An 11,444-nucleotide genomic window follows, 5' to 3' on the forward strand; every position below is an offset into this window, starting at 1 on the left:
GTATTGACGCATACGGACATGATAAGGCGGCATTTGTGCTCTACGATAAAGCCGGCAGGGAGGTGAGCTATCATAAGCTGCTGAAAAAGGCGAAGAAAAGCGACGTCGTCCTGTTCGGGGAGTTGCACGACAACCCCATTGCACACTGGCTGCAGCTGGAGCTGACCAAGGATCTGCACAAAAGGAAAAAACTGATTATGGGCGCCGAAATGTTCGAGGCCGACAATCAGAAGGCGCTCGACGATTACCTGTCGGGCCTGATCGATTACTCCAGGCTGAATTCTCTCGTCAGTCTGTGGTCGAACAATAAAACCGATTATGCTCCGCTGGTGGATTTCGCCAGAGATCACCGGATACGCTTTATCGGAACGAATATCCCGAAAAGATTCGCTCAGCTGGTCCATAAAAACGGAGGCTTTGCCGCCTTGGAGAAGCTCGGCGATGAAGAAAAAAAGTGGATTGCTCCACTGCCGGTTCATTTCGATCCTGAACTGCCGGGGTACAGGAACATTCTGACGATGGCGGGTGAACACGGGACTCCCGAACTGGTCAAGGCCCAGGCCATCAAGGATGCCACGATGGCCCATTTTATTCTGCTGAACCATAAGCCCGGCCATATCTTTCTTCACTTCAACGGGGCGTACCATTCGGATTTTCATGAAGGAATTCTATTCTATTTGCGGCGTGAGAATGATTCCCTGCGATACTTGACCATCACCACGGTTGAACAGCATGATATCCGGCATCTGGAGGCACAGCACAGGGGACGTGCCGATTTTATTATCTGCGTGGATAGCGATATGACGAAAACCTACTGAACAGGTTGATGGCGGTGGGGGTTATCCTGCTGATTCCGCGGCGTTCAGGCTTCGATGTGCTCTGTTTTCCTGAGCAGAATCCTGAAGAAGGTGCGCAGCTCCTGCTTCAGCCATTTCCGCTCGAACCGGGTGTCGAATTGCGGCGGTATGGTGCCGTTTTCAACCTCGAAGCCGGTGCCGGGGAGCTGCGTCAGCACCCAGTTGCAGTAATCTTCGCTGTCGGTCACGATGAGCGCTTCGCTGCCCGAAATAAGCCGGTTGTTGAGCAGGCGAAGGAACTGCGGCGAAAAGAGTCTGTACTTGCTGTGCTTTCTTTTTGGCCAGGGATCGGGAAAGAGCGAATAGGCCCGTGAAACCGAACAGGCGGGGAACAGCTCGGTGAAGGCCTCCCTGGCGCACGACTCGAGCAGGCGGATGTTGTCGAGGTTACGGCTCGCGACCATTTTTGCGACCTCCGTTATCATGCCGGGTTTCTTTTCGATGCCGATAAAGAGTCTGTCAGGGTATTGCGACGCCCTTCTGAGCAGATACTCGCCGCTGCCGAAGCCTATTTCAACCTCGACCGTTCCGGCATCCCTCAGATTGATCTCCTCCCATGCTTCACGATCTGCGATTATGACTGGGCTTTCGGACAATGACGCTCTGGTATCCATGAACTTACGGGATTTCGGTATGACTCGCCGGAACCGGTGAAAAGTCATTGTACTCCTTTGCAGCGGTTCCCATAAAACGGGCCGCAATATACGCAAAGTCCCGAAAGAGACCTCAACGAGCCTGAAAAAGCCTCCCTGTTCGCCGGGCATGCACGGGGCACCCTTGTTGCCTGAGGCTTTATGGCTATATTTTCAGGAAAGCCCCATCCCGCTTTTCGTTGAGACAACTACTTTTGTTACGGACATTTACAAATCTAACGGTGAAAGTCGATGAAAACTCATGATCTGCTGAACAGGACGGGGGCGGGCGAATCGCTTTCGCGCGACGAACTGGTTTTTCTGCTTTCTCTTTCGCCTGATTCTTCGGACGCCTATTTGGTTATGGCTGAAGCAAACCGGATATCGAAGGAGGTATCGCAGGGAAAAGCCGAAATCCATGCACAGTTCGCCCTCAATCTTGCGCCCTGCAGCTGCGATTGCCTGTTTTGCTCGTTTGCGGAAGTGAACGGGGTTTTCACCGATACAACCGTGCTGAGTCCCGACCAGGCCGTCGCTTATGCGCGGCAGTTCGAAACGGACGGCGCGAACGCGCTTTTTCTTATGTCGACGGCCCACTATCCCTTTGAGCGTTTTCTGGAAATATCGGGGGAGGTGCGCAAGAACCTGAAGCCGGAAACGACCTTGATTGCCAATGTCGGCGACCAGTCGCTCAAAAGCGCCGTGAAGCTAAAGGATGCCGGGTTCACCGGCGTGTATCACGCGCTTCGGCTCCGCGAAGGCGTCGATACCACCCTCGATGCCGGCAGGAGAAAGCGGAGTATCGAGAATTTCAGGGAGGCCGGTCTCGAAGTCGGAACATGCGTGGAGCCGGTTGGGCCCGAACATACCAACGAGGAGCTTGCCGATATGATCGCATTCACCGCGTCGTTCAATCCTGCCTATAGCGGTGCGGCGCGCAGAATTCCCATTCCGGGCACCCGATTGGCCGCGCTCGGCATCATCAGCGAGCTGCGGATGGCCCAGATCGTTGCCGTTACGAGACTGGGTATGCCGAGGAGCGTTTCGGGAAATTGCACCCATGAACCATGCACGCTCGGCGCTATCGCCGGCGCAAACCTGTTCTGGGCCGAAGTGGGAGCCAACCCCCGTGACGTTGAGGCGAAGACGGAGGAGGGAAGAGGCGAAAGCGTGGTCAGCTGCCGCTCTGTTTTTCGGGAAAGCGAATGGGAGGTGCTGCAGGGGCCGTCAAGGTTTTACCATCGGTAGTCAGTAGCCGGTAGTCGGTAGGCAGTGGGCGGTAAGCGGGAGCTGTATTGTTTACCTTAACGTAACGTACGGACGCTTTCCGCGATTCGGAAAAAGCCGTAACATAACCGTTGTGCCGTTGTTGTTAGAGAAGTGAATGCGAGAGGAAAGATGAAAAAAGGTGTCTTACAGGTTCGGAAAACACGAAACGGATTACTGCCATGTCAAACGATGCGATTGAACGGGATGCGCTGACACCGGAACAGCGAGAAGAGCAGATCAGGCTTGCCGCCTATTTTATCTGGAAAGCAAATGGTGAGCCGGAGGGTACTGCCGAAGAGGACTGGGCGCAGGCTGAGGAAGCTTTTGCAGAAGAGAGCGTCGAGGCCGTGTAGGCAAGGCCTTGCACTTTCTCTCGTTATCCGTGACTGACCGGTAGCGCCGTGTGCCGCTATCGGTCAGTCATTTTTTTTCGTTATTTTCCGGAAGAGGTGAACTGCTCATTCCGGATACCATCATGCGAAAACTCCTGCCCCGGATTCTGCTGCTGCTGGCGGTTGCAATGGCGGCAGCGATTGCCTGGCGGGGGTGCGCTGTGCGCAGGCCCGTTACGGAAGGGAAGTACGACCTCCGCACCAACGGCATCTGGCTCCAGCACGGCTGGCTCGGGGACGACGGGTGGTTCCTGCGGAACCGGCGTGACCGGTCGCGGTTCCGTAACGACGCCCGTATCCGTGAACTGTCACTTCTCCTCGCCGGGCACGGGGTGAGGGACGTCTTTCCGCATCTCTGCCCCTGCTCTCCCGACGGCCGGATCGCTCCGGCCGATTCGCTTCAGACGGAACGGTTCCTCGACGGGTTTTCAGTTTTCAGGGTGCTGCCGTGGGTTGGCGGGGTTTCCCTGAAGCACTGCTTTACGGATTCCGCCGCGTGGCGCGGGACCTTCGTGTCTTCCGTAGCGGAGTTGCTCGCCAGGCACCCGAGGCTTGCCGGCATCCATCTCAACATCGAACCCGTTCCTGACGGGAATGAGGCATTCCTTCTGCTGCTCGACGAGCTTCGCCGGGCAATGCCGGAGGGGACGATCATTTCCGTGGCGGCGTACCCTCCTCCGAAGGGTTCCCGCACGTTTTCGAACGTACACTGGCAACAGCCCTATTACGCCGAGGTCGCCCGACGGACCGACCAGATCGTGCCCATGATGTACGACACGTCGGTCCGCTCAGCCAGATTCTACCGCCATGTGATGCGGGTCTGGAGCCGCCAGGTGCTCGACTGGTCCGGCACGACGCCGGTGCTTTTCGGCGTTCCGGCCTACGAAGACCCCGGAGCAGGGTACCATATAGCCGAAGCGGAGAACCTGCGAAACGCGCTTTCGGGGATTCATGCGGGACTGGATGCTTACCGGGCGCCGCCGGGGAACTATGCCGGGGTGGCCATCTACTGCGAATGGGAGATGGACGGCAGCGAGTGGGCCTCTTTCAGGAGGGCGTTCGGGAAAAAACCGGAGCGGGTCAGCTTCCCTCCGCCTGCTCCAGAAGACTGAATCGAAGCGAAGCCTCCTTGATGAGCGGAATAAGTTCCTCCGGGTTCATTCCTGAAATCGAGATCGCCGTGCCGAGTTCATCGACCATCGTCCTGAATCTGTCGGAATGAGGGCTCTTGAGCGATCCCTCCTGGAACCGTTTGAGGAAGCCGCTGAGCGCCAGTGCCGCGAGACTGCCCTCGACGACGGCGGACATGTCGCGATTCATGAGTCTGGCATTGTGGAGCATGCGCAGAACGCGGTATCTGGTCCGGTTCCGGCACCGCTCCAGAGCCGGCGTCGAGTCCGTCCCGGTCATGAGCAGCAGGTCACTGGCAATCGAGACCAGGATGGAACGCAACCGCAAGGCGGGATTGAGCGCAATGACATAGCGGAACGAAACGAGGGCGACGCCGATACCGGCAAGCCCGGCCGCTCCTCCCATGAGGAAGTCCGTCCTGCTCACGGTCATCGGCATGCCCGGCTGCATAACGAGGAGGAAAAACATCATCGTGTCCATGGCCCCGAGCGCCGTTTTGCGGTGGTTTTTGGCGATCATTCCCCCAACCAGTACGGGAAAGGTCAGCAGGCCATGGATGAGGGGGCCGCTTTGCCCCGGTATGACGAAAAGACGGAAGATAAAGGCAAGGAGGACGCCGACAAAAGCTCCCCGGAATATGTGCGATAACAGGACGGACGGGTGGTCATGGGTCGAAAAGACACTGACCATGATCGAGGTCGCCAGCATCATCGCCGCCCCCTCCTTCCAGCCGGTCAGCTGCCAGACGGCGCCAGTGAGGCCGACCGCTGCGATCGTACGCATCGAGGCGCGCACGGCGCCGGGCCAGTCTCTCTGGCGAAGCACGGGGCGCGATACGGCGACCGGAATTTTCGGGGGCGCTGAGTCCCAGCGATCGAGGACGAGGCCCAGGGAGACCGGGAGCGCAAGCAGGGAGTCCCGGAGTACGGGCAGCTGGGTGCCGATTTCGGCGACGAGCCTTTCGAACTCCTTGTTCGCGGCGATCGGGCTCCACGCGCGTTCGAGACCGGAGATCACCTGATCCAGGCGGTCGGCAAGGGTTCGGCGAATCCGGACGCTCTCTTCCTCGCTCGTCCCGGTGCGGCCTTCGAGCAGGACGCTTGTTTCCAGAAGCGAGAGGAGATCGACGAGCAGGTTCTCGATGTGGAAACGGCGCCGTTTGAGGTCGAGGGTTCCCGCTCCTGCGCCGTCGAGTGTTTTCTCGATATCGGCCAGCATGAAAAGAATGTCGTGACGGCTTCGCCCGATCCCGGCATGGTCGGCGTCCCGGAGAACAAGGCTCACCAGTCCCATGCTCGCGGCAACCGCTTCCTGCAGGCGCAGTTTCAGTTTTTTCATGCCGTTGCGCGGAGTGAAGGAGATGTTCACCATGGTTGTGAAAGCAATTCCGATGCCGATGCAGCCGATTCGGGCAAAAACAATCTCGCCGATCCGTGCCGGGTGGCTCCATCCGTCAAGAGCGATCACGGCCGCCGTAAAACCTGCCACCATGAACCCGTATGACCGGTAACCATAGAGCTGCAGGTTACCGGCGCCGACACAAACGCCCAGCCACAGGCAAAGCATGATCGTCAGGTTGAGCGATGAGGTCGCAGGGAGGAGCATCAGCAATCCGGCCAGCGCACCGATGAGCGTTCCGACAAAGCGGTAAAAACTTTTTTCGAGCAGCTGCCCGCCGGTCGGCTGAATGATGATGATGGAGGTCATTGCCGCCCAGTACGGACTCTCCAGTTTCAGCGCAACGGCAATGGCGTAGGCGGCAAGCGCCGCCGCCACGCTTCTGGCGACATGCCACGCCTCAGGCCAGAGGCCTTTCAGGCGGAGGCTCCGTGTCTTTCGCATCGAATGCGTCACGACTGCCGGGCAAAGTCGTTTATCGACGTTTCGAGCCTCTCAAGCAGATTTCCCAGCAGCAGCATCTCCTCTTCCGTATAACCGCCGAGCAGCGTTTTTTCGAGAGGCACGAGGATCCGCCGGATACTGACGACGGCGTTGTGTCCCTCCATCGTCAGTTTAAGGATCTTTGCCCGCCGGTCGCTCTTGTCCTCCGCCCTGATGACGAGCCCTTTGGCTGCAAGATCGTCGAGAACGCGAACCAGAGAAGGATCCTCTATGCCGATCGATTGGGCGAGATCCTTCTGGCGGACGCCGTCTCCCAGGAGGCTGAGGTGCAAAAGAGGCCTCCAGGTTGCATCAGTCAGCCCGACCTCCCTGAATGCCGCGTCCAGTACCTTGCGCCAGCGTCTCGTCATGAGGTTGAGCCGGTAGATGAGGTTGCCCCTCCGGATGTTTCCGGTCGTCAATGTTTCCATGGCAGATAAGTTTATAGGCTTATAATTAGCATACTAATTATATAGCGAAAAACCAACTGCCGGGCAAGCCGCAACTTACTGCCCGACCCGCAGGAAATCGGCAGTCCTGAGGCTTCAGTTTGCCGGTGGGGGATTTTTTGTGAGAATGCCGTCCGCAACCATTTTGTCGATCATCTTCGTAAGCTGGTCGTGTGTGCGAATCAGCGCAGGAAGCGAGAGGGCAAGACGTCCAACCGGCTGTATGTCGGGCTCCTTGCCCTGTTCTACTGAAATGACGTTGACAAGGTCGATGCGTATGACGCCATCAATAAGAGTCATATTTGCGATGCCGTCAGCATAAATAGTCTGCATGTTGTTTCCTCCGTGGTATGGTTGCGTGGTTGATGCCCGTAAACGGTTCGCAATATACGCATTGCCGGAGACAGTAGGCAGTGGATTGTGGGTTATGTAATGCGCTGAATTTGTACATTATCAACGGCGACCGGGGAGAATGCCATGGCGAAGCGCCAGCCCCGGTACATGCATAACAGGGATCGATAAAAACATAGACACGGGAGGATTCGTATGAAACGGGTGGTTCTTTTTTTGCTGACCAATATTGCAGTGATGCTGGTGCTGTCGGTCAGCGCCCGTATTCTGGGTGTAGACCGCTTTCTGACCGCCAACGGGCTGGATATGGGCATGCTGCTGGCATTTGCCGCCCTGATCGGCTTCGGCGGCTCCTTTATTTCGCTCCTGATGTCCAAAACCATGGCGAAATGGAGCACCGGCGCACGGGTTATCGAGCGCCCCGCCAGCCAGGACGAGTCATGGCTCGTCGATACCGTCCGGCAGCTTTCCAAAAAAGCCGGTCTGGCGATGCCCGAGGTTGCCATTTTCGATGGCGCCCCCAATGCCTTTGCCACCGGGCCCAGCAGGAACAGATCGCTGGTGGCGGTCTCGACCGGGCTCATGCAGAGCATGAATAAACAGCAGGTTCAGGCAGTACTTGCCCATGAGGTCGCCCACATCGAAAACGGCGATATGGTGACCCTTACGCTGATACAGGGAGTGGTCAACACCTTCGTGATTTTCCTGTCGCGTCTCGGCGCATACGCGGTTGACAGCTTTCTTCGCCGGGACGACGATGAATCCGGCAGCCCCGGCATCGGCTACTGGATCAGCAGCATTGTCTTTGAAATCATGTTCGGCCTCCTGGCAACGATGGTGGTCATGTACTTTTCCCGCAGGCGTGAATTCCGGGCCGACGCGGGAGCTGCCGCGCTGATGGGCGACCGGCGTCCGATGATCGACGCCCTGCAGGCGCTGGGAAGTCTCGATACCGGCCGGCTGCCGAAGGAGATGGCGGCCAGCGGGATTGCCGGTGGCGGGATGATGGCGCTGTTCAGCAGTCATCCGCCTCTTGAATCGCGGATCGCTGCCCTGGAATCGGCACGCTGAGATCAGCCGGCCGATTGACATGGTTCCGCAAGAAACTGCGGGGCTTCGTTGTTTTTGATGTTGCGATGATGATGTTTTACCGGCAGTCACCGACGGTATGTGATGACGGCAACCGTAATCTATAACTGGTAACTATTGCATGCAGGAGACGTTGGCGGACAGTGTGGTGGTGCTGGATTTCGAGACGACGGGCCTGTCGCCGCATTACGGCGACCGGGCAATCGAGATCGGTGCGGTGCTTCTCGAGCATGGGGAGGTTGTCGACCGCTTTCAGAAGCTGATGAATCCCGGTTTCAGGATCAGCCGGTTTATCGAGAGGTATACCGGCATCTCCAACGGGATGCTCAAAGGCCAGCCTTGCTGCGAAGAGGTTATGGCCGATTTTTCGGAGTTTATAGCCGGCCGGAATATCGTCGCGCACAACGCGTCATTCGACCGCCGTTTTCTCGATTTCGAGCTGAAACGGGCGAAACGGGCATATGAAGGCGCCTGCTGCTGCTCCCTGCTCGTTTCGAGAAGGATTTACCAGGACTCTCCGAACCACAGGCTGCAGACCCTGGTAGCACATGCGGGCATCCCGGAGACCGGAACGTTTCACCGTGCGCTGGCGGATGCCGAGATGACGGCACAGTTGTGGATGTCGATGATCGGGCGTATTCGACGGCAATACGGGATTCCGGCGATTACCTTCGAGCAGCTGCGTGAGCTCTCGACAATCGACAAGCTCTATACCCACCGGTATCTTACCGCCCTGGCAGAGGAACGGTAATGGCATGTTCGTGAACCCCCCCGGGGGTGTAACGGGGCTGCGGAGAACTGGCGGGAATCGTGCTTCCGGAGCACAAGAGCGTGCTGTCGTCGGCGTCAAACAATCATCGGAATTTCGTCAACCTCATTTCATACGATAGCTCATGAAAAACCGTTTGCTGCCTTTCCTTCTGGCCGCTTCCATCCTGCCCGGAAACGCCGTTCTCGAAGCCGGGCCCGCCACAGCCGGATCATCAGGGCCGGGATCGATTCGGGAAGTCCCGCCGGGAAAGACCATGGAGAAGTACGCGCTTCAGTACGACAACCTGAAGCCGGTCGACGGCCGGTGCCCGTCGGACTACAGGCTGGTGCAGATTGCGCTCCTGCTCGATACGAGCAACAGCATGGACGGGCTGATCAACCAGGCAAAAAGCCAGCTCTGGCGCATCGTCAACGAGATGTCGCGCATGCACAAGCGAGGCGAGCATATCCGGCTGCAGGTGGCGCTGTACGAGTACGGCAACAACTCGCTTTCTCCCTCGTCCGGGTATATCCGGCAGGTAACGCCTTTTACCGGGGACCTCGATCTGCTCTCCGAATCGCTGTTTTCGCTCACGACCAACGGCGGCTCGGAGTATTGCGGGCATGTCATCGGCAGCAGCCTGAACCGGCTGCACTGGAACAGCTCGCGTGAGGGGCTGAAACTGATCTACATAGCGGGCAACGAGCCGTTCAATCAGGGGGATGTGAGCTATGAAGCCGCCTGCCGCTGGGCAGCGGAGCGTGATGTCACGGTCAACGCCATCTACTGCGGGGATTACCGGACAGGGGTCGATACCTTCTGGAAAAGAGGGGCCGAGATCGGTCGCGGCAGCTATTTCTCCATCGACAGCGACATGGCCACGCAGGGGATCGTCACCCCCTATGACCAGGATCTCATGCAGCTCAACAGCCGGATCAACACCACCTATGTGCCTTACGGCAGGGAGGGGAAGGCGCGTCAGGCCCGCCAGACGCAGCAGGACATGAATGCGGCAGCCCTTTCCGCGCCTGTCGCCGCCGAACGGGCCGCTTCGAAAGGCTCGAAACTGTACGGGGCTTCCGGATGGGATCTCGTGGACGCCCTCGACAGCAAAACCCTGCGGGCAGACAGGCTTGAGCGGGAGAGCCTTCCCGACGAGCTGAAGGGCAAGACGCGCAAGGAGATCGAAGGCTATGTAGAGAAGAAAAAACTGGAACGCGACGCATTGAAACAGCAGATCGCCGACCTCGGGCGCAAGCGGGAGGAATGGGTGCAGCAGAAGGAGCAGGAAACGGCCGGAAGCCAGAGCCTCGGAGCGGTTATCCTCAAAGACCTGCACACCAGGGCGGCTGCGAAAAATTTCGGATTCAGGTGATGTTCGGTTCCGACTGGCTGCTTGAGGGCGCAATCATGATGATCGGGCGCATGCATCGGGTGGAAAACCTGGCGGCCGACGAACTGGCGGCAATGCTTGCCGGACCGGACCCGCCTCTGCTGCTCGACATCCGCACCGCCTCGGAGTACGAGAGGAGCCATATCGCCTCGGCCGTGCGTCTCGATCCCGAGACCGGTCCGGAGGAGTTCGCGGCTCGCTGCGCCGCTCTCGTGGAGGGTCGCGATACGGTTTTTTACTGTTCGGTAGGCCAGCGCAGCTCGGAACTGCTGGAACGGGTGGAGCGTGTGTGCACGAAAGCGGGGGCCAGGAGCTGCCGCAATCTGCGCGGCGGCATCTTCCGCTGGTATAACGAGGGGCGGCCGGTCGTCGATGCCTCGGGTGCGACCGACGATATCGACGGGTTCGATCCGGTATGGTCCGTGATGGTCGAACGGCGGCAGTAGCGGGGCTATGTGAGGAACGGTCTCCGGAGCAGGGCGAGGAGCCGCTGCTTTTCGGAGCTGCTTTCATGGTCGAGACCGGGACGGAGACCGTCGAGACTCTCTTTCAGGAGGAAGGTGCCGAAGAGACGGTCCCACACGGAGAGCATGCTGCCGTAGTTGGTGTTGTGTTCGACACGCAGCATCGAGTGGTGCAGGCGGTGCATCAGGGGGGAGGGGATGACGGTCCGGACAAGACGATCCAGTGCGGGCGGAATGGAGACGTTGCTGTGGTGGAACTCGATGACCGGTGTCATGAGGAGCGAGTAGAGCAGCAGGTGTTCGATACCCGCACCCATCAGCATGAAAAGAGGGAGCCGAAGCAGTTCCGAGAGCGCGATCTCCATGTAATGGAACCGCAGGCTGGTGGTGACGTCGAGCGTGGCGTCGCTGTGGTGCACGGAGTGGAATCTCCAGAGCAGCGCCGTTTCATGGTTGAGCCGATGCCAGACGTACATCCACAGGTCGATGACGGAAATGATCAGAAGGGCTTCGAGAGCCGGGGGCAGGCCCAGCATCCGGATTCCCGGCCAGACCGTTCCCGACCAGTTCAGCACGGCCGACATGAGTATGCCCGAAGGGAGCAGGATCAGCAGGTTGAGCGCGGCTATCGAAAGGTTGAGCCCTGCATGGAGCCCACGGCGCTTCCGGCCGGAGAAATAGGGAAAGAGCCCTTCGAGGAGCCAGAGCAGCACTCCCGCGGCAATGGCGGCCCCGTATGAGAGGACACGGAGGTCGGGTATGGAGAGGAAGCTTTCCGTCATGCT

The 11,444-nt window shown here is 58.6% G+C and carries 13 protein-coding genes; 8 read left to right on the forward strand and 5 right to left on the reverse strand.

The annotated features are described in order from the left end of the window. The first annotated feature begins 2 nt into the window (after positions 1–2). Positions 3–818 (forward strand): ChaN family lipoprotein, encoded by an 816-nt coding sequence (locus tag WBP50_RS05225; RefSeq protein ID WP_423932188.1) that lies wholly within the window; start codon positions 3–5, stop codon positions 816–818. A gap of 44 nt (positions 819–862) precedes the next feature. Here WBP50_RS05225 and trmB read toward each other — a convergent pair whose 3' ends face one another. Next, on the reverse strand, positions 863–1,471 hold the full coding sequence (gene trmB, locus WBP50_RS05230; protein ID WP_423932190.1) for a tRNA (guanine(46)-N(7))-methyltransferase TrmB: 609 nt from the start codon (positions 1,469–1,471) through the stop codon (positions 863–865). Positions 1,472–1,741: 270 nt separating this feature from the next. On the opposite strand from trmB, the gene WBP50_RS05235 reads away from it, so the two are divergent. The 3 genes from WBP50_RS05235 (at position 1,742) to WBP50_RS05245 (ending at position 4,262) form a co-directional block, all read left to right on the forward strand. After that, positions 1,742–2,737 (forward strand): radical SAM protein, encoded by a 996-nt coding sequence (locus WBP50_RS05235; protein ID WP_423932191.1) that lies wholly within the window; start codon positions 1,742–1,744, stop codon positions 2,735–2,737. A gap of 200 nt (positions 2,738–2,937) precedes the next feature. Further along, positions 2,938–3,111 carry a DUF2934 domain-containing protein gene (locus WBP50_RS05240; RefSeq protein ID WP_423932192.1) on the forward strand — a complete coding sequence of 58 codons (174 nt, stop codon included), beginning with the start codon at positions 2,938–2,940 and terminating at the stop codon, positions 3,109–3,111. A 122-nt stretch (positions 3,112–3,233) separates the two neighbouring features. Next, on the forward strand, positions 3,234–4,262 hold the full coding sequence (locus WBP50_RS05245; RefSeq protein ID WP_423932193.1) for a hypothetical protein: 1,029 nt from the start codon (positions 3,234–3,236) through the stop codon (positions 4,260–4,262). Here WBP50_RS05245 and WBP50_RS05250 read toward each other — a convergent pair. From WBP50_RS05250 to WBP50_RS05260, 3 genes are all read right to left on the reverse strand, one after another. Then, positions 4,231–6,135: an FUSC family protein gene (locus WBP50_RS05250; RefSeq protein WP_423932194.1), complete on the reverse strand. Its 1,905-nt coding sequence runs from the start codon at positions 6,133–6,135 to the stop codon at positions 4,231–4,233. The genes WBP50_RS05245 and WBP50_RS05250 overlap by 32 nt on opposite strands. Beyond that, complete coding sequence (locus WBP50_RS05255; protein ID WP_423932196.1) at positions 6,132–6,593, reverse strand: MarR family winged helix-turn-helix transcriptional regulator; 462 nt, start codon at positions 6,591–6,593, stop codon at positions 6,132–6,134. Before WBP50_RS05255 ends, WBP50_RS05250 begins: the two co-directional genes overlap by 4 nt. A gap of 114 nt (positions 6,594–6,707) precedes the next feature. After that, positions 6,708–6,944 (reverse strand): hypothetical protein, encoded by a 237-nt coding sequence (locus WBP50_RS05260; RefSeq protein ID WP_423932197.1) that lies wholly within the window; start codon positions 6,942–6,944, stop codon positions 6,708–6,710. 213 nt (positions 6,945–7,157) lie between these two features. Here WBP50_RS05260 and htpX point away from each other — a divergent pair, with 213 nt between their 5' ends. The 4 genes from htpX (at position 7,158) to WBP50_RS05280 (ending at position 10,641) form a co-directional block, all read left to right on the forward strand. Then, positions 7,158–8,033 carry a protease HtpX gene (gene htpX, locus WBP50_RS05265; protein ID WP_423932199.1) on the forward strand — a complete coding sequence of 292 codons (876 nt, stop codon included), beginning with the start codon at positions 7,158–7,160 and terminating at the stop codon, positions 8,031–8,033. A gap of 139 nt (positions 8,034–8,172) precedes the next feature. After that, entirely contained in the window at positions 8,173–8,802 is a 630-nt protein-coding gene (locus tag WBP50_RS05270; protein WP_423932200.1) for a 3'-5' exonuclease, read from the forward strand. A gap of 142 nt (positions 8,803–8,944) precedes the next feature. Then, on the forward strand, positions 8,945–10,177 hold the full coding sequence (locus WBP50_RS05275) for a vWA domain-containing protein (protein ID WP_423932201.1): 1,233 nt from the start codon (positions 8,945–8,947) through the stop codon (positions 10,175–10,177). Then, positions 10,177–10,641: a rhodanese-like domain-containing protein gene (locus tag WBP50_RS05280; protein ID WP_423932203.1), complete on the forward strand. Its 465-nt coding sequence runs from the start codon at positions 10,177–10,179 to the stop codon at positions 10,639–10,641. Before WBP50_RS05275 ends, WBP50_RS05280 begins: the two co-directional genes overlap by 1 nt. 5 nt (positions 10,642–10,646) lie before the next feature. Here WBP50_RS05280 and WBP50_RS05285 read toward each other — a convergent pair. Continuing rightward, on the reverse strand, positions 10,647–11,444 hold a 798-nt coding region (locus WBP50_RS05285; RefSeq protein ID WP_423932204.1), incomplete at its 5' end, for a sterol desaturase family protein.

The organism is Chlorobium sp., from assembly GCF_049593655.1.
Taxonomy (GTDB): Bacteria; Bacteroidota; Chlorobiia; order Chlorobiales; family Chlorobiaceae; genus Chlorobium.